At 69.0% G+C, this 19,791-nt stretch carries 19 protein-coding genes; 13 read left to right on the top strand and 6 right to left on the bottom strand.

What is annotated here, in order from left to right:
* Positions 1-87 precede the first annotated feature (87 nt).
* The 11 genes from ACWGID_RS37920 (at position 88) to ACWGID_RS37870 (ending at position 10,635) form a co-directional block, all read left to right on the top strand.
* Positions 88-1,179: a glycosyltransferase gene (locus ACWGID_RS37920; protein ID WP_452204200.1), complete on the top strand. Its 1,092-nt coding sequence runs from the start codon at positions 88-90 to the stop codon at positions 1,177-1,179.
* A gap of 40 nt (positions 1,180-1,219) precedes the next feature.
* Positions 1,220-1,366, top strand: a complete 147-nt coding sequence (locus tag ACWGID_RS37915) for an LPXTG cell wall anchor domain-containing protein (protein ID WP_452204199.1) — start codon at positions 1,220-1,222, stop codon at positions 1,364-1,366.
* A 97-nt stretch (positions 1,367-1,463) separates the two neighbouring features.
* The gene (locus ACWGID_RS37910; RefSeq protein ID WP_452204198.1) at positions 1,464-2,834 is read left to right on the top strand and encodes a serine hydrolase domain-containing protein; all 1,371 of its coding nucleotides are present in this window, start codon (positions 1,464-1,466) and stop codon (positions 2,832-2,834) included.
* Positions 2,831-3,349 carry a flavin reductase family protein gene (locus tag ACWGID_RS37905; protein ID WP_452204197.1) on the top strand — a complete coding sequence of 173 codons (519 nt, stop codon included), beginning with the start codon at positions 2,831-2,833 and terminating at the stop codon, positions 3,347-3,349. Before ACWGID_RS37910 ends, ACWGID_RS37905 begins: the two co-directional genes overlap by 4 nt.
* 42 nt (positions 3,350-3,391) lie before the next feature.
* Positions 3,392-3,955, top strand: a complete 564-nt coding sequence (locus ACWGID_RS37900) for a TetR/AcrR family transcriptional regulator (RefSeq protein ID WP_452204196.1) — start codon at positions 3,392-3,394, stop codon at positions 3,953-3,955.
* Positions 3,952-4,506 carry a hypothetical protein gene (locus ACWGID_RS37895; RefSeq protein ID WP_452204195.1) on the top strand — a complete coding sequence of 185 codons (555 nt, stop codon included), beginning with the start codon at positions 3,952-3,954 and terminating at the stop codon, positions 4,504-4,506. The genes ACWGID_RS37900 and ACWGID_RS37895 overlap by 4 nt, the downstream gene beginning before the upstream one ends.
* A gap of 14 nt (positions 4,507-4,520) precedes the next feature.
* A complete protein-coding gene (locus tag ACWGID_RS37890; protein ID WP_452204194.1) occupies positions 4,521-5,552 on the top strand; it encodes a zinc-dependent alcohol dehydrogenase family protein in 1,032 nt (343 codons plus the stop codon).
* A gap of 200 nt (positions 5,553-5,752) precedes the next feature.
* On the top strand, positions 5,753-7,039 hold the full coding sequence (locus ACWGID_RS37885; protein ID WP_452204193.1) for an ABC transporter substrate-binding protein: 1,287 nt from the start codon (positions 5,753-5,755) through the stop codon (positions 7,037-7,039).
* A gap of 43 nt (positions 7,040-7,082) precedes the next feature.
* On the top strand, positions 7,083-7,985 hold the full coding sequence (locus tag ACWGID_RS37880; protein WP_452204192.1) for a carbohydrate ABC transporter permease: 903 nt from the start codon (positions 7,083-7,085) through the stop codon (positions 7,983-7,985).
* Positions 7,982-8,875, top strand: coding sequence for a carbohydrate ABC transporter permease (locus tag ACWGID_RS37875; protein WP_452204191.1), 894 nt, complete (start codon positions 7,982-7,984; stop codon positions 8,873-8,875). Before ACWGID_RS37880 ends, ACWGID_RS37875 begins: the two co-directional genes overlap by 4 nt.
* A 125-nt stretch (positions 8,876-9,000) precedes the next feature.
* Positions 9,001-10,635, top strand: coding sequence for a hypothetical protein (locus ACWGID_RS37870; protein WP_452204190.1), 1,635 nt, complete (start codon positions 9,001-9,003; stop codon positions 10,633-10,635).
* Here ACWGID_RS37870 and ACWGID_RS37865 read toward each other — a convergent pair whose 3' ends face one another.
* The gene (locus ACWGID_RS37865; RefSeq protein WP_452204189.1) at positions 10,636-11,454 is read right to left on the bottom strand and encodes a hypothetical protein; all 819 of its coding nucleotides are present in this window, start codon (positions 11,452-11,454) and stop codon (positions 10,636-10,638) included. It lies immediately after the preceding gene.
* 82 nt (positions 11,455-11,536) lie between these two features.
* On the opposite strand from ACWGID_RS37865, the gene ACWGID_RS37860 reads away from it, so the two are divergent.
* A complete protein-coding gene (locus ACWGID_RS37860) occupies positions 11,537-13,315 on the top strand; it encodes an NHL domain-containing thioredoxin family protein (RefSeq protein ID WP_452204188.1) in 1,779 nt (592 codons plus the stop codon).
* A gap of 64 nt (positions 13,316-13,379) precedes the next feature.
* Complete coding sequence (locus tag ACWGID_RS37855) at positions 13,380-13,628, top strand: DUF6458 family protein (protein ID WP_452204187.1); 249 nt, start codon at positions 13,380-13,382, stop codon at positions 13,626-13,628.
* On the opposite strand, the gene ACWGID_RS37850 is transcribed toward ACWGID_RS37855, so the two are convergent.
* From ACWGID_RS37850 to ACWGID_RS37830, 5 genes are all read right to left on the bottom strand, one after another.
* Complete coding sequence (locus tag ACWGID_RS37850) at positions 13,629-14,399, bottom strand: DUF4097 family beta strand repeat-containing protein (protein ID WP_452204186.1); 771 nt, start codon at positions 14,397-14,399, stop codon at positions 13,629-13,631.
* A gap of 121 nt (positions 14,400-14,520) precedes the next feature.
* The gene (locus ACWGID_RS37845) at positions 14,521-15,744 is read right to left on the bottom strand and encodes a hypothetical protein (protein ID WP_452204185.1); all 1,224 of its coding nucleotides are present in this window, start codon (positions 15,742-15,744) and stop codon (positions 14,521-14,523) included.
* A complete protein-coding gene (locus tag ACWGID_RS37840) occupies positions 15,741-16,385 on the bottom strand; it encodes a hypothetical protein (RefSeq protein WP_452204184.1) in 645 nt (214 codons plus the stop codon). Before ACWGID_RS37840 ends, ACWGID_RS37845 begins: the two co-directional genes overlap by 4 nt.
* Complete coding sequence (locus tag ACWGID_RS37835; protein WP_452204183.1) at positions 16,382-17,626, bottom strand: hypothetical protein; 1,245 nt, start codon at positions 17,624-17,626, stop codon at positions 16,382-16,384. The genes ACWGID_RS37840 and ACWGID_RS37835 overlap by 4 nt, the downstream gene beginning before the upstream one ends.
* Before the next feature lie 261 nt (positions 17,627-17,887).
* Positions 17,888-19,756, bottom strand: a complete 1,869-nt coding sequence (locus ACWGID_RS37830) for an acyl-CoA dehydrogenase (RefSeq protein WP_452204182.1) — start codon at positions 19,754-19,756, stop codon at positions 17,888-17,890.
* Positions 19,757-19,791 lie beyond the last annotated feature (35 nt).

Here is a 19,791-nt window from a genome sequence, read left to right as displayed (position 1 = left end):
TTAGAGCAACCTCTTGCGCTTCCCGATCCGCCTCCCCATACTCTCAGTTAGTTGAGCGTAGAAGTACTTTCCTAACTGGGGGTTGGGGTGCTGGAACGGGGGATCGGCCACGCGGCCGGTCGAGTGGTGGTACTTGTCCCTGCCCACAACGAGGAGGCGGGCCTGCCGGCCGCGCTGGACTCGCTGTGGCAGCAGACGCGGCGGCCTGACCGCGTCATCGTCGTCGCGGACAACTGCACCGACGGAACGGCCGCGGTCGCGCGGGCCAACGGCGCCGAGGTCTTCGAGACCGTCGCCAATGTCGACAAGAAGGCCGGCGGCCTGAACCAGGCGCTGGCGATCCTGCTGGACCTGCTGGACCCGACCGACCACGTCCTGGTGATGGACGCGGACGGCGCGCTGTCGCCGACCTTCGTCGAGGTCGCGCTGCACGAGCTCGAGGACGAGACCGTCGGCGCGGTCGGCGGCGTCTTCTGGGGCGAGCCGGGCCACGGCCTGGTCGGCGAGCTGCAGCGCAACGAGTACGCCCGGTACGCCCGCGACATCGACCGCAAGCACGGTCGCGCGATGGTCCTCACCGGTACGGCGACTCTGCACCGGGTCGACGTACTGACGCGGATCGCGGCCGCCCGCGGTACCGAGCTACCCGGTCCGCACGGCCTGGTCTACGACACCACGGCGCTGACCGAGGACAACGAGATCACCCTGGCGATCAAGTCGCTCGGGTACCGCTGCGTGTCCCCGCAGGACTGCTGGGTGGTCACCGAGGTGATGCCGACCTGGCGCGACCTGTGGCGGCAGCGGCTGCGCTGGCAGCGCGGCGCGATCGAGAACCTGCGCGCGTACGGCATCAGCCGCACGACCCTCCCGTACGCCGTCCAGCAGCTCGGGATGGGCGTCGGCGTGATCGCGATGTGGTCGTTCGTGCTGCTCACCGTGCTGACCGCCGGTCACAATTACCACGTCCAGCCGCTGTGGCTCGCAGTCGGCCTGGTCTTCGTCGCGGAGCGCATCGTCACGGTGCGCCGCCGCGGTTCTCGAGCCATGATTCTGGCCGCCGTCATGGTGGTCGAGTGGACCTACGACCTGTTCCTGCAGGGCGTACTGCTCCGCTCCGCGTGGGATTCGCTCCGGCGGGCCGAGGCCAGCTGGCACCACGTCACAGCCCCGGTCGCCTGACCGGTTCACTCATCACTTCACACACCTTCAAGGAACAGTCATGTACGGACACACCAGCCTCACCCTGCCCGGAACCACCCTGGCCGCCACCGGCGCCGCGACCAACACCCTCGCCCTGATGGTGGCCGGATTCGCGCTGCTCTTCGCAGGACTCGCGGTACTGAAGTTGCTGCCCAAGCGTCGTTGAGAACACCCTGAGGCGGAAGGTATGACTGTGACACCCGCGGGAAACCCGGGTGACACCGTGACGCACCTCCATCCGCCGACCCGCCCAGGAGACAGCCGTGACCCAGAATCTGACCGAGGTCCTCGCCTATTACGACAGCTGGCTGGCGTTCAATCAGCGCTACCAGCGGGTCCCGGGCGTCCAGGTCGCGGTGTACGCCGAGGACGCGATCGCGTTCTCGGCGGCCTACGGTCTCGCGGACGTGGAGAACGAGGTATCACTCACCGACCAGCACCTGTTCCGGATCGCGTCGCACTCGAAGACGTTCACCGGGACGGCGATCTTCCAGCTGGTCGAGCAGGGCCGGCTGCGGCTGGACGACAAGGTGGCGCAGCACGTCACCGAGATCGTCGGTACGCCGGTCGGTGAACGGACCGTCCGCGAGCTGCTCGCGCACGCGGGCGGCATCACCCGGGACAGCGACGACGCCGACTGGTGGCAGCTGTCGACGGCGTTCCCGGACCGCGACCAGCTTCTCGCCGTACTGCGGAACGACGCGTCCGCGGTGATCGCGGAGAACGAGCGCTTCAAGTACTCCAACATCGGTTACGGCCTGCTCGGGCTCGTCGTCGAGGCGGCGAGCGGTACGCCGTACAACGAGTTCGTGCAGACGACGATCGTCGACAAGCTCGGGCTGTCCGGCCTCGGTCCGGAGCTCGATCCGAACCGGCTGTCGGAGTACGCCGCCGGCTACAGCGCGCTCGCGTACGCCGATACCCGCGTACCGATCGAGCACGTGGACACGCGGGCACTGGCCTCGGCGACCGGGTTCTTCGGGAACGCCCGCGACCTGGTGACCTACTTCTCCGCGCACCTGCCCGGCGACGACCGGCTGCTGTCGGACAAGTCGAAGCGCGAGATGCAGCACCCGCTCTGGACGACCGGCAGCGACGAGAAGGCCCGGTACGGCCTCGGCCTGGCGGTCACGAAGGTCGGCGACCGGGAGGTGTTCGGGCACGGCGGCGGGTACCCGGGCCACATCACCCGCACCCTCGTCGACCCCGAGCAGCGCATCGTCGTGTCGGTCCTGACGAACGCGATCGACGGCCCGGCGTCCCAGCTCGCGGAGGGCCTGTTCCGGTTGCTCGATCTCGCTGTGTCGAAGGACCGTGGCGCCGAGAACGGACTCGCGCGGTTCACGGGGCGTTTCGCCAACCTGTGGGGTGTCACCGACTTCGTCCTGATCGGCGGCCGGCTGTACGCGACCGACCCGGCCGGCGGGAACCCGGCCGACGACCCGCAGCCGCTCGAGGTGGACGGCGACGCCCTGCGCGTGACCGGCGGCAACGGCTACGGCTCGTACGGCGAGTCGTACCGCTTCACCTTCGACTCCGACGGAGCGGTCGAGGCGGTGCGTGGCTCGAGCGGGCTCACGTCGTACCCGATCGACAAGTTCAGCCTGCCGGAGCGGGTTACCGTGGCGCCGTGACGATTCACGGCGATCACCCGTTCCTGCCGCCCGAGTCCGAGCGGAGTCCGGTACGCCGGTTCCGCGGCCGGCTGCCGTCACCGGTCGGCCTGTGGACAACGGCGTACGAGGGGAAACGGGCCGGGCTCACTGTGTCGTCGATGCTGGTCGCGGACGGCGAGCCCGGGTACGTGATCGGCCTGCTGGACCCGGACTCGGACCTGTGGGAAACGTTGCGCGAGGCAAGGACCGCGGTGGTGTCGCTGCTCGGCGAGTCGCACCGGCAGCTCGCGGACGCCTTCGGGTACGTCGCGCCCGCTCCGGGCGGCCCGTTCCGGTTGATCGACTGGACCGACACCGAGTGGGGTCCGGCGCCGGTCGGCGTCAGCACGTGGGCCGGCTGCACGCTGGTCGACCCGGATCCGCCGGAAGTCGGGTGGGGCCTGCAGGTCCAGCTCGAGATCGCGCACGTCGAGTTCGGCGCGGACGACGTACCGGCGCTCGTCCATCGACGGGGACGCTACGGGACGATCTGAACCTGTTGACAGCGGTTGGCTAATGCCATTAGCCTCCTGGCTATGGTTGTTAAAAGGTCGCTGACGCCTGCTGCCGTGGTCGAGGTGGCGCTGGGCATCGTCGACGAGCACGGGCCGGACGGCCTCACGCTCGCCGCGGTCGCCCAGGGCTGTGGGGTCGCCACACCGTCGCTCTACAAGCACGTGGCGAACCTCGGTGAGCTGAAGGCGCTCGTCGGCGTGCGGGTCCTCGAGGACATGGCCGAGCAGTTCACGGCCACCGTCCTGGGGATGGCCGGTGACGAGGCGGTCACCGCGCTGATGCACGCCTACCGCGCGTACGTCGCGGCGCACCCGAAGCGGTACGCCGCGATGCCGATGGACCCGCTGCACGACCCGATCCAGGAGGCGGCGGGCACGAAGCTCGTCGGCGTCATGTACGCCACGCTTCGCGGCTACGGGCTCGAGGGCCCGGCCGCGGTGCAGGCCACCCGGCGGTTGCGGGTGATCGTGCACGGCTTCGCGTCCGTCGAGTCGGCAGGCGGCTTCGGCCTGCCCGAGGACCTCGACGAGACCTACGACCAACTTGTCCGGATGTATCTCGCCAGTCTGAGGAACGAATCATGAGGATCCCACTGTCCGTCGCAGGCGTCCTGTTCCTGCTCTACCCCGCCCTCCGTCCGTGGGAGGACGAGTCGACCACCGCCGGCGCCGCCGCCGCGATGGGCGCCAGCACCTGGGTGCTCTCGCACCTGTGCGCGATGATCGGGTTCATCCTGGTCGCGGTCGCGCTGCTGCCGATCAACCGGACGGCGGCGATCGTGTACTGGATCGGCGCCGGCCTGACCCTGCCGTACTACGGTGCCGAGGACTTCGGCCTGCACGCGATGGCCAACCAGTCGAACATCCTCGACCTGGCCGACGACGTGCGCTACAACCCGTTCGCGATGACGCTGTTCGGCGTCGGGCTGCTGACCATGGCGGCCGGCGCGATCATCCTCGCGGTCCGGGTGCGGACCGTACCGGCGATCCTGTTCGCAGTTGGTTTCGGACTGTTCCTGCCGCAGTTCTTCGGTCCGCCCGCCCTGCGGATCGGTCACGGCGTACTGCTCGCGGTTGCCTGTGTGTGGCTCGCCTGGGACGCGAAGCGGGTCGAGAAAGTCCCCGTCACGGTCTGATCTAACCTGACTCCATGCGTGCCACCGTGATTCATGGAGCGTTCGACGTACGACTGGAAGAGCGGCCGGATCCGAGGATCGACGGGCCGGGGGACGCGGTGGTCAAGGTCGTTGCCTCGTGCATCTGTGGCTCCGACCTCTGGCCGTACCGCGGGGAGAACCCGGTCAAACAGCCGCGGCCGATCGGCCACGAGTTCGTCGGCATCGTCGAGGAGATCGGGTCCGAGGTCCGCACGGTGAAGCCCGGCGACTTCGTGATCGCGCCGTTCGTGGTCAGCGACGGCACCTGCCCGCACTGCCTCGCCGGGTACCAGACCGCCTGCCAGAACCTGGTCGGCTACGGCACTGCGAAGGCGGACGGCGGCCAGGGCGAGTACGTGAAGCTCCCGTACGCCGACGGCACGCTCGTCGCCACACCCGAGGTGCCGGACGACTCGCTGGTCCCGTCCCTGCTCACGCTCTCCGACGTGATGGGGACCGGGTGGCACGCGGCGCGATCCGCGCGGGTGAAGGCCGGCGACACGGTGGTCGTGGTCGGCGACGGTGCGGTCGGCCTGTGCGGCGTACTGGCGGCTTCGCGGATGGGGGCGGAGCGGGTCGTTGCCTTGTCGCGGCATGCACCCCGGCAAGCGCTCGCCAAGGAATTCGGTGCCACTGACATCATTTCCGAGCGCGGGGACGCGGCGCGGGACGCCGTACTCGAGCTGACCAAGGGCGTCGGCGCCGATGCCGTGCTGGAGTGTGTCGGCACCGGTCAGTCGATGACGACCGCGTTCGACGTGGCCCGAGCGGGTGCGACCGTCGGTTTCGTGGGGGTTCCGCACGGGGTCGACGTACCGATCGGGACGATGTTCGGCCGCAACGTCGGCCTGAACGGTGGCGCGGCGCCGTGCCGGGCGTATCTCCCGGACCTGATGGCGGACGTGCTGGCCGGGGAGATCAACCCGGGCAAGGTGTTCGACTCCGAGATCCCGCTCGCCGACGTCGCCGACGGGTACGCCGCGATGCACGAGCGGCGGGCGATCAAGGTGCTGCTCAGGCCCTGAGTTTCGCGCAGTCCGAGTGCGCGCAGTACTCGTTCGAGCCTGTGATGTGCGCGCTCTCACACTGTCAAGCCGCACGGGGTCACGGCTGCGCAACGCGCTTGCGCGGATCGTTGACACCCGCCGGTAACCGTCCCAGAGTTGGGCCGTCAAGGGGGCATCGTTGTCACAGGCGGCTCCATCGACTGATCGGAGAGTGAATCATGCGTGGTGGTCTGACCAAGACCCTCGCGGTGCTGAGCGCAGCGGGTCTACTCGCAGTGAGCGCCTGCGGGAACAGCGACAACAACAGCAGTAGCAGCGGTGGGAACTCGTCGGGGACCAAGGACGTCACTGTCTTCACCTGGTGGGCCGACGGTGGTGAGAAGGCCGGTCTGGACGGTCTGGTGTCCGTGTTCGGCACGGACTGCAAGGACTACAAGTTCGTCAACTCCGCCGTCGCCGGCGGCGCGGGCGCGAACGCCAAGCAGGTACTGGCCAACGACCTGCAGGCCGGCAAGCCGCCGTCCACCTTCCAGGCGCACGCCGGTGCGGAGCTGAAGGACTACATCAACGCCGGGCAGGTCGACGACGTCAGCGGGCTGTACAAGGACTTCGGGCTGGACAAGGCCTTCCCGCAGAACCTGCTCGACAACCTGACCGTCGACGGCAAGATCTACTCGATCCCGGCGAACATCCACCGGGCGAACATGGTCTGGGCCAACCCGACGGTGCTGAAGAAGGCGAACATCGACGCCACCAAGGCCCCGGCCAACGTGGACGCGTGGATCGCCGACCTGAACAAGCTGAAGGCGGCCGGTGTGAAGGCCCCGCTGGCGATCTCCAAGGGCTTCGCGCAGGAGATGCTGGTCGAGGCCGTGCTGCTGGGCGAGCTCGGCCCGGACAAGTTCAAGGGTCTGTGGGACGGCAAGACCGACTGGTCCGGTGCTGACGTGACGTCCGCGCTGAACAAGTACAAGACGCTGCTCGGCTTCACCAACGTCGACCGCGAGGCGATCGACTGGCCGGACGCACTGGGCTACGTCAACAAGGGCCAGGCCGGCTACACGCTGATGGGCGACTGGGTCGCCGCGCAGCAGTTGGCCGACAAGGTGCCGGACACGGCGTACACCTACTGGCCGGCGCCGGGCACCGGGGAGGACTTCCAGTTCCTCGCCGACTCGTTCACGCTGCCGACCAACGGTGTCGACCCCGACGGTGCGAAGTGCTGGCTGAAGACCGTGGGTTCGGCCGAGGGCCAGAAGGCGTTCAACACCAAGAAGGGCTCGATCCCGGCCCGTTCGGACGCCAACCCGGCCGACTACCCGAAGTACCAGCAGTCCGCGATGGCGGACTGGAAGAAGGACACGATCGTCCCGTCCTGCGCCCACGGTGCCGCGTGCACGCTGGGTCAGAACAACGACATCCTGTCCGCGATGAGTCAGTTCAGCGGTAGTCAGGACGTCGCCAAGCTGCAGCAGGCGCTCGGCCAAGCGATGAAGACGAGCTGATGCGGGTCGAGTTGCGGACCGGTCCCCGGGCGGTGAACTGAGCATGCACGGAAGAATTCGCACCTGGGGTCCTGGAGCCCTGGTGCTGCTGCCGACCGTGCTGCTGCTCGGGTACTTCGTGTACGGGCTGATCGCGTGGACGTTCAACACCTCGTTGACCGATCGGCACACCGCGCGTAGAGGGGGCACGGTCGACTACGTCGGGTTCGAGAACTACACGAACCTGTTCCACGAGGACCGGTTCCTCAACTCGCTGAAGAACCTCGGCGTGCTCACGGTGCTGTTCATCGTGGGCACGCTGATCTTCGGTCTGATCTGGGCGCTGTTGCTGGAGAAGGGCGTCCGCGGCGAGGGCGTGTTCCGCTCGATCTTCCTGTTCCCGATGGCGATCTCGATGATCGCCTCGGGGGTCGTCTGGGGCTGGTTGCTGAACCCGTCCCAGGGTGACGACGCCCGCGGGCTGAACCGGTTGTTCGAGATCCTCCAGCTGCATTTCCTGGAGAACGCCTGGTGGACCGCCGGCAGCCGATGGACGACGATGGCGGCCATCGCGCTCCCGGCGGTCTGGCAGCTGTCCGGGTACATCATGGCGCTGTTCCTGGCCGGTTTCCGGGGCATCCCACCGGAGCTGCGGGAAGCCGCGCGGGTCGACGGTGCCTCGGAGTTCAAGCTCTACCGGCACGTGCTGTTCCCGCAGCTGTCGCCGATCGCGCTGTCGGCGCTGATCATCCTCGGTCACATGTCGCTGAAGCTGTTCGACCTGATCTACGCGATCACCGGGCCGAACCAGTTCCGTACCGAGGTGCCCTCGATCCTGATGTGGAACACCTTGCTGCGCGGCGACCAGGCCAAGGCGGCCGCGATCGCGATCGTGATGCTTGCGGTCGTCGCCGTCCTCGTCATCCCGTACGTCGCGTACACCGTCCGGCAGGAGAGCAACGAATGACCGCCGTCGACGCCGCCACCGGCACTTCCGCGACCGCGATTCGGCACAAGCCCCGGGCCGGTTCCGACGGGACCACCCGGCTCAGCCGGTCGATCAAGTACCTGATCCTGCTGCTGTTCCTGTTGTTCGTGCTGATCCCGGTGTACGTCGTTGTGGTCGGCAGCTTCAAGACGTCCAGCGACACCACGGCCGCCGCGCAGTGGAACCTGCCGCAGGTCTGGACGCTGGACCCGTGGCGCAAGTCCTGGGACGTCCTGCAGCCGTACATGGTGCGGTCGCTGTCGCTGGCGATCCCGGCCGCGATCATCTCCTCGATGATCGGATCCGTGAACGGGTTCGTGCTGGCCCGCTGGCGGTTCCCGGGCGCGAACATCGTGTTCGCGTTCATCCTGTTCGGGATGTTCATCCCGTACCAGGCGGTGATGCTGCCGCTGCGGACGACGTTCACCGAACTGGACATCACCCGGGGAATCCCGACGCTGATCATCGCGCACTGCATCTACGGCATCCCGATCTGCACGCTGATCTTCCGGAACTACTATGCCACCGTCGTACCGAACGAGATCATCGAGTCGGCCCGGGTGGACGGCGCCGGCCTGATCCAGACCTACGCCCGGATCATCCTGCCGATCTCGATCTCCGGTTTCGTGGTGACGCTGATCTGGCAGTTCACCTCGGTCTGGAACGACTTCCTGTTCGCGCTGTTCCTCACCACCCAGCAGAACGGCCCGGTGACACTGGGCCTGGCCGCGCTGGCCGGTGGGCAGAAGGTCGACTACGCGGCCAGCATGGCGGGTGCGCTGATCACGTCGTTCCCGACGCTGATCGTGTACATCGTCCTGGGCCGCTGGTTCATCGGTGGCCTGATGGCTGGTGCCCTCAAGGGCTGACTCAACGACGGACTGTGGTACGCCGTTCTCCGGCCCGGGCTCGTGATCGAGTCCGGGCCGTAGTTATCCACAGGACTCGCGGTGCTGACTGCGGGGGACTCGTTCCGGACGGTAATCTCACGGAGGTGACCAAGTCTCCCCACGGACGGGACGGACGGCGCAGCCATTTGCGGCTGGTCGGCTCCGAGCCCGGCGAGCCAGTCGGGCCGGCGGCGGGTGTCGACGTCGACACCACGCCGAGTGTCGCTGTCCTGGAGACCTTGCTGGAAACGCTTTCCCTCGACCTGGCCGCGGTGCCGGCCGCGCTGCACCCGGTGATCGCCGAGGCGTCGGTGGCCCGCTCCGCGGCGATGCTCGCCGACCAGTTGTGGCCGGCCGGGCGTCCGGACGAGATCGGCGAGGTGGAGCGGTTCTTCTGGGCCGATGCCGCGCGGGTGCTCGGCGAGCGCCGTGATCCGGAGTCCTTCGTCCTGCTGACCAGCCTGGCGCGGACGGTCGGTCCGGCCGGTCGGCTGCCGTTGCAGCGGGCTCATGTCTCCCGCCTGCGCACGCAGGACGAGGTGTCCGAGTGGGTGACCCGGATCGCCGGCTTCCGGCTGACGAGCGCGATCGTGTCCGAGGACATCACCGGCGACGGCCTGAGCGTCGTGCTGGATTACGACGACGACCAGCACCCGCACACCGTGGTGGTGTTCATCGACAACAACCTCGGCGCGATCGTGAAGGACGTCTTCGTCGGCCCGCCGGTCGACCGGGTCCTCGAGGCGTACCAGCGCGGCGGCCGGGTGACGATCCGGACGGTGCGCCCACCGACCGCGGCCGGGATCATCCTGCAGGCGCTGGGGGAGACCCGCGACTACGACGATCCGCCGGTCAGCGAGGACTTCGAGTTCTTCACCGGCCTGCTGGTGAACAGGCTGACCCAGTTGCCCGAGCGCCCGATCCGGCCACCGATCCGGCCGCTGCTGACCCCGCGCCAGCGGGACCAACTGGTCGACGAGTTCCTCGAGTCGCGGTACGCCGTGAATCTGCCCGACGACGCCGCGGACATCGTCCGGTTGTGGATCGACCACGCGGTCGACCACACCGTCGGCGGTCCGCTGCGCGTCAGCGCCGTACTGGTGGAGCTTTTCCTCGCGCACTGGCTGCCGCGCAAGGTGCTTGCCGACAGCACCTACTTCGACGCGGTGCCGGGCGTGGTGAAGGCCTGGCTGGAGTTCTGCGGCGACCGGACGCACCTGCCGCTGGACGCCGTCGACGAGGCGGTCGACGCCGTGGACGTCTGGCAGCCCGCCCTGGAAGCCGCGGCGATGATCGACCCGGTCGGCTCCAAGCCGGGGGAGCGGGTCTTCCTCGATGACACGACCAACGATCTGGAAGACGCTTACCGAGCGCTCGCGGGCCTCGGCTCGCCGCCGCAGCCCGATCTCCGCGGCCTGGACAACTCCCAGGCGGCCACTCTCTCGGTCCTGGCCCCGCACGCCTGGCTGATGGCCGGCGAGACCCTCGGGACGGCGTACGCCCCCGACGCGTTCGACATCGCCGAACGCCTGGTCCGCGACGCCCCCGACCTGCTGGCCAAGGCCCGCCTCTCCACCTGGCCGCGGGCGATCGTCTGGCTCCTGGCCCACCGCCATCGTCTGGTGGGCCCTGGCGAGACGCTCACGCCGTACGCGCTGGCCACCGACCTCTCGTCGTCCCCGGCCACGCTGCGCAAGACCGCGAAGATGCTGACCGACACCCTGATCCTGCCTCGCTGATCACGGCACCTGTGCGCCGGCGGCGCGATCGCCGTCGAGGTCGACGGAGTACTTGCCGACCGGTTGCCGGCAGCGCGCCGACCCGGCCGGGCGCATCGCCTGCACCTGACGGTTGCCATCGGCCTCGATCGGGCCGACGAGCTCGCAGCCCCGGTGGACGTACCTGCTGCCGTTCCACTCGAACACGTCGCGGCTGGTGCTCGGGTTCCGGGTGTTCGCCGGCCAGCCTTCGCGGTACGTGTGGAGTCGCCGTACGCCGGCGAACGTCGGCTCCTCGTAGCCGTCGATCACCAGACCGGACCCGCCGACGCTGCCGAACGTCTGGACCGGGGTCGTGGACGGATCGATCACCCACGCGATGCCGCTGTGGTTCGTCACCGCGAAACTGACGAACAGGTGGTTGGTCACGTCGGTGTCCAGACCGGTCAGCCCGTACCCGGGCTGGAACGACTGGATCGGTGAGGTCCACCGCAGGCCGCCGGAGGCGTCGAACACCAGCACTGCGGACCCTGCTGCGCTCCCGGACAGGTTCTTGTCGATCAGGTCGACACCGACGGCCGTCAGCGCGCCGGCGCCGTTGGCGATCACGATCGACTTCGTCGTACGGCACTCGTAGCCGTCCTGCCGGCACTCGGCGATCGCCTGCTCGACCCGGTGCTGGAGGCTCGGCTCACGATCGAACAGCCCGGTCAGCCGCGACCACAGGTTGTCACCGAACAGCGCGACCAGGATCGCCAGCGCGATCCCGATCCAGGTGAGGATGGTGCCGTCGCGATACCACCGCGAACGCTCGGGTGCTTTGACGGTGCGCTTGGCCACCGGGGGGATTGTGCCAGCGTTCGGGAGCGCTCGCATGCCGGGCTGACGTCCGGCGGTGTTGAGCCGAGTCGGACAATGGGGCATGCATGTGCGTGCGCCTGAGTTGCGGGGTCGTGGGTGGTTGAACACCGGTGGACGGGACCTGTCGCTGGCGGACTTCCGCGGGCGGTTCCTGTTGCTGGACTTCTGGACCTTCTGCTGCATCAACTGCCTGCACGTCCTCGACGAGCTGCGGCCGCTCGAGGAGAAGTACGGCGACGCGTTGGTGATCGTCGGGGTGCACTCGCCGAAGTTCGCGCACGAGGGCGAGGAGGCCGCGGTCCGGAGCGCCGTCGAGCGGTACGAGGTCGCGCACCCGGTGCTGGACGACCCCGAGCTGGTCACCTGGCAGAATTACACCGCCCGCGCCTGGCCGACGCTGGTGCTGGTGGATCCGAACGGGTACATCGTCGCGCAGTACTCCGGTGAGGGGCACCTGCACGCCCTGGATGCCCTGCTGACCGACCTGGTCGCTGAGCACGAGGCCGCAGGCACGCTCACGCGCGGCCACTCGCCGTACGTCGCTCCGCCCGCCGAACCGACGGATCTCCGCTTCCCCGCGAAGGTCGTTGCGCTGGACAACGGTTTCCTCGTGGCGGACGCCGGCAACCACAGCATCGTCGAGCTCGCACCGGACCCGACGACCGTCGTACGCCGGATCGGGACCGGGGAGCGCGGGTTCGCCGACGGTGCGCCCGACGAGGCGCGGTTCTCGGAGCCCAACGGTTTGGTGGTGCTGCCGTCAGAGATCGCCGGCCAGGTCGGGTACGACGTGGTGGTCGCGGACACCGTCAACCACGCGCTGCGCGGGATCTCACTGGCGACCGGTGCGGTGCGGACGCTGGCCGGGACGGGTCAGCAGTGGATGGACGGCGACGGCACCGACGCGCTCAGCTCACCCTGGGACGTTGCCTGGTGGGGCGACAAGGTGTGGATCGCGATGGCCGGCCTTCACCAGCTGTGGACCTTCGATCCGGTCAGCGGCGTGACGGCTGTTGCGGCAGGTACGACCAACGAAGGGCTGAAGGACGGTCCGCCGGCCGAGGCCTGGTTCGCGCAGACCAGCGGGCTGGCCGCCGACGGCGATCGGTTGTGGCTCGCCGACTCCGAGATCTCCGCACTGCGGTGGATCGACACCGCCGTCCACACCGCGGTCGGTACCGGGCTGTTCGACTTCGGTCTCCGCGACGGGAAGGCGAGCGAGGCGCTGCTGCAGCATCCGCTCGGGGTGACAGTCCTCCCGGACGGCTCGATCGCGATTGCCGACACCTACAACGGCGCCGTACGCCGGTACGACCCGCGTACCGAGATTGTCGAGACGATGGCGACCGGTCTCGCCGAGCCGAGCGGTGCTGTTGTCGTCGGCAACGAACTGTTGGTGGTGGAGTCGGCCGCCCATCGCCTGACCCGGGTGCCGCTGGGCGCGTCCGCGACGGCCGACGAGTTCAGCACCCGCACGCAACGCCCGCCGATGGATCTCGCCGCCGGCGAGGTCACCCTGGAGGTCGTGTTCACGCCGCCGCCGGGCCAGAAACTCGACGACCGGTACGGCCCGTCCACGCGTCTCCTGGTCTCGTCCACCCCGGATTCCCTGCTCCGCGATGGCGCCGGCGACTCGACCGACCTGGTGCGCCGCCTCGTCATCGATCCGCACGCCGGCTCGGGCGTCCTGCACGTCGCCGTCCAGGCCGCGTCCTGCGACGACTCCGCCGAGGTCGAGTTCCCCGCCTGCCACATGCACCGCCAGGACTGGGGCGTCCCGATCCACATCAGTCCCGAAGGCCCTACGCGCGTCGAACTGGTCCTGTCCGGCGGCAAATAGTTTGGCGGGCGGGTACAGAGAAGTAGCTTCGAAGTCGTAGGACGCTACTCGCTGGGAGGCTCGGATGAGCATCGGTGTGGGGATCTTTCTGATGGTGGTCGGCGCCGTGCTGGCGTTCGCCGTGCGAGACAGCTGGGATGCCGTCAACCTGCAGGTCGTCGGCTACATCCTGCTCCTCGCCGGCCTGGCCGGCATCCTGCTCTCCTTCTACATCACCAACCGGCGCCGCCGGGTGGACACCGACGCCATCGACCCGGCGATCGAGGAGGAGTACCGGGTCGTCGAGGAAAGCCACCGCGACATCAAGGAGTAGTCACTCGCCGCGGAGCTCGATGTCCCCGGACGTCGTGGTGGCGTTGATCGAGTGCGAGCCGTTGGTGTTGTTGCCGAGGTTGTTCTCGACGTCGCCGTGGCCGGTGTCGGTCGTGACCTTGTAGTCACCGCCCGGCGCCGAGATCTCGATGTCGCCGCTGGTGCCCTTCGCGCGGACGTCGTTGGCCTCGGCGAGCTGCAGTTCGATGTCGCCGGACGTGGTCTCGACGGAAACCGCGCCGCCCTTCAGCCCACGGGCCTCGATGTCGCCCGAGTTGGCCTTCAGGTCGAGCTTCCCGTCGAGGTCGCTGACGGAGATGTCGCCGGAGGTGACGTCGAGGTTCACGTCGCCGGCGACGTCGCTGAGCTCGACCTTGCCGGAGCGGGACTTGGCGTCGACACCCGCGACTCCGGCGATGGCGATGTCACCGCTGCCGTTCTCGCCGGTGACCTTGGTACCGCGCGGCACGGTGACCTCGAGGTCGGCGGAGCACTGCCACCCGCAGTCGCCGTCGAGCTTGAGTACGCCGTCCTGCACGGAGTACGCGTCGCCGCGCTTCCAGAACCAGTACTTGCGCTCCTCGCGCACCGACGTCGTGTCGTCGTCGGACACCTTGATCGTGATGTCGGCGTGGTCGGCGGCGAGTTGGACCGTGGTGATCTTGTCGTCGACCTTGTGCGTGTCGTCGGCCTTCTTGTCCCCGAACTGCCAGAACGCCAGCCCGGCCGCCGCTACCAGCAGGATCACGCCGAGCTGCTTGTTCTCCGCCATCGTCCGCCTCATCTCGAGCCCACCCACGTTGTCGCAACGACAGTAGGCCGCGAGGTGTGTCGCCAGGATCAGGCAGATCCCCCGAGGTGCCCCTGACCGGCGCTCAGGGACACCAGGGACATCACCTGCTCAGCTCACCCCGGGAGACCGCCTCGGCGAGGTCGTCGCCGGTCGTGCCGAAGAAGGTCCGCGCCCAGAGCGAGTCGTCGTACCAGTAGGGCCCGTCCTTGCCGGGTAGCGACGCCGGCGCAGCGCCGCGCTTCAGTGCTCGCCGGCACTCGGCGCACAGCGGCAGGGTGACGGTCGTGCCATCCGCCTCCACCTGCGTGGCCTTCGCCAATGCCCGACCGTGCAACGGGTTGAAAGCACACAAATCCGGTACGGCGTTCGCGTTGCGCCCGGCCGCTGTCGCGACAGCCGCGTCGTACTCGCGCCGGGCCTTGTCCAGCAGGACCATTGCGCCGACCAGATCGACGAGCTCGGTCGACGAGTCCAGGACCTTGGACGCGGCGGCGTGGTCGTCGAGCGCGGCCTGCTGGTGTCGCAGCCCGGGCCCGTCGGTCGACGGCAGTGCGGCGAGCTCGGAGCCGAGTGTCGTGAGCTCCGCGGTGGTGTCGCGAGTGAGCCGGCGGCGCCGCTCGGCGGCCACGGTCGCGGCCACGTGCGGCGGGATGCGGAACGTCTTCGACGACGACGAACCCCGACGGCGCCCGATGACGAGCCCGAGCAGGATCAGTACGACCAGCCCGCCGACGATCGAGACCGCGACGACCGTCCCGTGCCCGCCCTCGTCGGAGTCGGAGCGGTCCGAACGGCCGGACGACACCGTGCCCGGACGTTTCGACGTCTTCGGGATCCCGGGCTGCGCGAGCAACTCGTACATCCGGGCGAGTACCTCGGTCGGCCCTGCGTCGTACCCCTCGTCGTCGAGTGCGCGCGACCGCGACGCGGACAGCTTGTCCTCGCTGACCTGCGGCAGGTCCCGCGTCTCGTACCAGGGGAAGCGGCTGCCGCCGTCCACCACGACGTACAGGCCGGGCTGCCGGAGCGCGTCCATGACGAGGGTGAGCACGGTGCTCTCCTCGCCCTGGAACTCGTCGCTCGGCGTCAGCGGCAGGATGATCGTGTACACCGGGTACCCGAGCGCCTTCGCCTTCGCGGACACGTCGGCGCGCAGCTTCTGCGGCAGGGCGGTCGCATACGCCGGGTCGATGTACAGCGGGTCCTTCTTCAACGCGGTCGCGATCGCCCGCGCCCGGTCCGCCGGGGTCGCCGCCTCGGCCGGGGCGACGACCAGCATCGTCAGGGCCGCCACCAGGCTGATCACAAGAAACCGGGCCTTCACGCCTGTCCTCCCCGTCGTCGGGCGGTCACTGCCGCCACCACCAGCACGAGTCCACCGAGGATCGCGCCGCCGAACATCCCGAACGCGACCCCACCGAGCCCGTTCCGGATCGCCTTGCCCGGGGTGAACTTCTCCTCGGGGTACGACCGTTCCGGCTCTTCCGGGATCGGCTCCGTCCGGGCCGGTTTCGCCGTGTAGCGGTCGTTGAGCTCCACCTCGTCGAGGTACGCCGCGAGCTGTTTGCTGAGCGTCTCGTCCTTGTCCGCCCAGGTGCTGTTCGGTGCGTACGCCGCGATGTTGTTCGCCTCACCGTGCGACGTGTACTCGTCCATCACGACGTACACGCCGGGCTTGCCGTTCGCGGCGGCCAGCCGGCCGGCGAGCAGCTCGGCGTCGTCCTTCTCCGGGAACCATTCGCCGGTCGGTACGACGGCGACGTACACCGGCAGCTTCGCGTCCGCGGCGACCCGTTCCATCTCGTTGCTGTCGGCAATCGAGGCGAAGTCCGGGTCGACGTACACGTGGCCGGTCTTCCAGGCCGCCACCGCGGCGGTGAGCCGGGGATCCGCCGGCGTGGCGGCCGACGCCGTCCCGGTCAGCAGGAAGGCGGTTGCCGTCAGCAAGAGCAGGAGCCGTTTCATCGGGCGTCCTCCTTCCGGGCCGCGATCCGCTCGGGCAGGTCGTCCGACAGCGCGCCGAAGCCGCTCGCGACCATCGGGTTCTCCTCCGGGTCGAGCGTCCAGTACGGCACCTGCTTACGGCCGCGCAACCCGGACTTGGACCACACCCGTAGACCGCGCGGCGTCCCCTTCCGGCGTACGACGCCCGCACACTGCTGACACGCGGGGACCTCGACGTCGTCCGACCACTCGACCTCGGCCGTGCCGGGGTTGTGGGTCGGGTCGAAGAAGCACGGCGGCTGCAGGGCCGCGCCGGACGCGACCCGCTCGGCCTGGCGGGCGAGTACGAGCGCCCCCGCCGACGCGAGCACGTCGTCCGGCTGGTCCGCGCGCAGGGTGCGCGCCGCGTCCAGCCGGCGGTACGCGTCGTCGCGCTGGTCCAGTTGCTCGGTCGACTTCTTCCGGCGCTTGTCGAGCCGTGCGAGCGCGCGCTCGGCCTGCTCGATCTTGCCGTCGGCCTTGAGTTGCACGTCCCACGCCTCGATCGGCGGCTCGTCACCGGACTGCTTCTTGGTGCGCTTCGCCGGCCGGCGCCGGCGCAGCCCGATCAGCAGCACCAGGAGGAACCCGAGCACCCCGCCGACGCCCATCCCGATGAACGCGGCCCGGTCCGACTTGTCCGTCACGGACATCCCCCGCTCCTCGCGCGGCGGGTCGAGGTCGGACTTCGGGATCGGCGGCAGCGCCCGACCGTCGTACGCCGTCGACGCCTGCTGGATCGTCCGCACGATCGACGGCGCCGGACGCTCGCTGACGATGTCGCGGTCCTGCGGGTCGTCGGAGCGGACGCTGTACAGGTCACGCCCGCGCAGCCCGGCCGGCCGGAACAGCTCTGCGCGGTCCGACCAGTAGTTGTCGGACACCACCGCGACGATGTACACCCCCGGCTGCCCGATCCGTGCGTGCAGCAACGTCGGCAGGTCGTACCCGTTCTTCTTCAGGTACGGCGACTGCGGGATGAGCGCGACGTACACCGGGAGGCCGGCGGTCTTGATCGCGGCGCGGATCCGGTCGGTCTCGGTCTTCGGCATCGACGCGCGCAGCCGCTCGTCGACGGACAGGTGGTCGGTGCGCCAGGCCGCGGCGATCCGGTCGGGCAGCTCGGGGGTCTCGGCCGGCGCGGCCTGGGCAGGAAGCGCCAGAAGGGACGCCGGAAGGAACGCCAGGGCGGCGAGCAGGGCGGTGCAGAGACGAGCGCGCATCGCGCACAGCGTACGACGACCGGGTTCGGGCACGTTCACATGGACGCGGCATCCTCTCGGCTGGTTCCGGCACCGGAATAGACGCGACCCTGGCTCGGACAGGGGAAACCAAGCCAGGGTCACGGTGTTGCAGGGCAGAAACGTTGCCGTACATCCCCGGTCCGCAACAGGGCAGATCGCGGGGCAACCCGGGGCAGATCAATCTGCCCCGCGGGGGTGAACCTCCGGCTCGAGCCGCGCAAGCGCCCGAGCCGGAGGAGCTCAGAACGCGGACTCGGGCAGGTCCATCACGTCGAGATCGGTGAGCTCGGCCTTGACCCGCTCGGCCCGCACCGACGGCATCGTGGAGCGCACGAACCACTGCGCCGCGGCCACCTTGCCGGTGTAGAAGTCCTGGTCAGCGGCCGAAAGCTCGCCGCCGAGCCGCTCCAGCGCGACGTCGGCCTGGCGGAGCATCAGCCACGAGCAGACCACGTCACCGAGCACGAACAGCAGCCGCGAGGTGTTCAGTCCGACCTTGTAGATGTTTCGCGGGTCGCCGTTCTCCGCCTGAGGGTTGCTGGCCATCAGGGCCTGCCCCATGATGCCCAGGATCTTCTGGGTGTCCTCGAGGCCCTTCGCGAGCAGCGCGCGCTCCTCCTTCAGCCGGCCGTTGCCCGCCTCGGAGGCGACGAACGCCTGCACCTGCTCGGCGAGATGGCCGAGGGCCTTGCCCTGGTCCTTGATGATCTTCCGGAAGAACAGGTCCTGGCCCTGGATCGCGGTCGTGCCCTCGTAGAGGGTGTCGATCTTCGCGTCCCGCACGTACTGCTCGATCGGGTAGTCCTGCAGGAAGCCGGACCCGCCGAACGTCTGCAGTGACTCGGTGCCGAGCAGCGTCCAGGACTTCTCCGAGCCGTAGCCCTTGACCAGCGGCAGCAGCAGGTCGTTGACCCGCTCGGCGAGATCGTCGTGCTCACCGGCGTACCGCGCCTGCTCGGCCCGGTCCTGGTACGTCGCGGTGAAGAGCACCAGTGCGCGCAGCGCCTCGGCGTACGCCTTCTGGGTCAGCAGCGACCGGCGGACGTCGGGGTGATGGGTGATCGTGACCCGCGGCGCGTCCTTGGCCGGCTGGGTCAGGTCGGCGCCCTGGACCCGCTCCTTCGCGTACTCGAGCGCGTTCAGGTAGCCGGTGGACAGTGTGGCGATGGCCTTGGTGCCGACCATCATCCGGGCGTACTCGATGACCTGGAACATCTGCGCGATGCCGTCGTGCACCTCGCCGAGCAGCCAGCCCTTCGCCGGGCCGCCGATGTTGCTGTCGCCGAAGGTGATCTCGCAGGTGGTCGAGACCTTGATACCCATCTTCTTCTCGACGTTCGTGACGAAGGCGCCGTTGCGCTCACCGGTCAGCTCACCGGTCTCGAGGTCGAAGTCGTACTTCGGGACCACGAACAGGCTGAGGCCCTTCGTCCCCGGACCGCCGACACCCTCGATGCCCTGCGGGCGGGCCAGCACCAGGTGCACGATGTTCTCGGTCATGTCGTGCTCGCCCGAGGTGATGAACCGCTTGACGCCCTCGATGTGCCAGCTGCCGTCCTCCTGCAGCGTGGCCTTCGTGCGGCCGGCGCCGACGTCGGAGCCGGCGTCCGGCTCGGTCAGCACCATGGTGGCGCCCCAGCCGCGCTCGATGATGTGGTGCGCGATCAACTTGTCCCGCTCGGTGCCGTTGCGCCAGAGCACGTGCGCGAAGTTCGGGCCGGCGGCGTACATGTGCACCGGCGGGTTGGAGCCCAGCACCAGCTCGGCGGCGGCCCAGCGCAGCGACGGCGGGGTCGGCTGGCCGCCCAGCTCGGCCGGCAGCTCGAGCTTGAACCACTCGGCGTCCATGTAGGCGTGGTAGCTCTTCTTGAACGCCTCGGGCATCCGGACCTCGTGGGCCTCGGCGTCGAACACCGGCGGGTTGCGGTCGGCGTCGGCGAAGGACGCGGCCAGCTCGTGCTTGGCCAGCCGGTCGACCTCCGCGAGCACCTCACGGGCGGTATCGACGTCCATCTCGGCGTACGGGCCCTGTCCGAGCACCTCGCCCCGGCCCAGCACCTCGAGCAGGTTGAACTCGATGTCGCGCAGATTCGACTTGTAGTGGCTCACACGGCTCCCCTAAGTATCGTACTCACGAGTAACTT

The organism is Kribbella sp. NPDC054772 (assembly GCF_053611945.1).
Note: the sequence above shows the minus strand (reverse complement) of the source record. Positions and strands in the feature narration are given on the sequence as shown.

What these genes read in the sequence shown, in the direction of transcription:
- ACWGID_RS37835 (WP_452204183.1), bottom strand. Translation starts at nt 17,626, where the DNA reads ATGCGCGCTCGTCTCTGCACCGCCCTGCTCGCCGCCCTGGCGTTCCTT.
- ACWGID_RS37855 (WP_452204187.1), top strand. Translation starts at nt 13,380, where the DNA reads ATGAGCATCGGTGTGGGGATCTTTCTGATGGTGGTCGGCGCCGTGCTG.
- ACWGID_RS37880 (WP_452204192.1), top strand. Translation starts at nt 7,083, where the DNA reads ATGCACGGAAGAATTCGCACCTGGGGTCCTGGAGCCCTGGTGCTGCTG.
- ACWGID_RS37850 (WP_452204186.1), bottom strand. Translation starts at nt 14,399, where the DNA reads ATGGCGGAGAACAAGCAGCTCGGCGTGATCCTGCTGGTAGCGGCGGCC.
- ACWGID_RS37860 (WP_452204188.1), top strand. Translation starts at nt 11,537, where the DNA reads ATGCATGTGCGTGCGCCTGAGTTGCGGGGTCGTGGGTGGTTGAACACC.
- ACWGID_RS37915 (WP_452204199.1), top strand. Translation starts at nt 1,220, where the DNA reads ATGTACGGACACACCAGCCTCACCCTGCCCGGAACCACCCTGGCCGCC.
- ACWGID_RS37900 (WP_452204196.1), top strand. Translation starts at nt 3,392, where the DNA reads ATGGTTGTTAAAAGGTCGCTGACGCCTGCTGCCGTGGTCGAGGTGGCG.
- ACWGID_RS37895 (WP_452204195.1), top strand. Translation starts at nt 3,952, where the DNA reads ATGAGGATCCCACTGTCCGTCGCAGGCGTCCTGTTCCTGCTCTACCCC.
- ACWGID_RS37890 (WP_452204194.1), top strand. Translation starts at nt 4,521, where the DNA reads ATGCGTGCCACCGTGATTCATGGAGCGTTCGACGTACGACTGGAAGAG.
- ACWGID_RS37885 (WP_452204193.1), top strand. Translation starts at nt 5,753, where the DNA reads ATGCGTGGTGGTCTGACCAAGACCCTCGCGGTGCTGAGCGCAGCGGGT.
- ACWGID_RS37875 (WP_452204191.1), top strand. Translation starts at nt 7,982, where the DNA reads ATGACCGCCGTCGACGCCGCCACCGGCACTTCCGCGACCGCGATTCGG.
- ACWGID_RS37840 (WP_452204184.1), bottom strand. Translation starts at nt 16,385, where the DNA reads ATGAAACGGCTCCTGCTCTTGCTGACGGCAACCGCCTTCCTGCTGACC.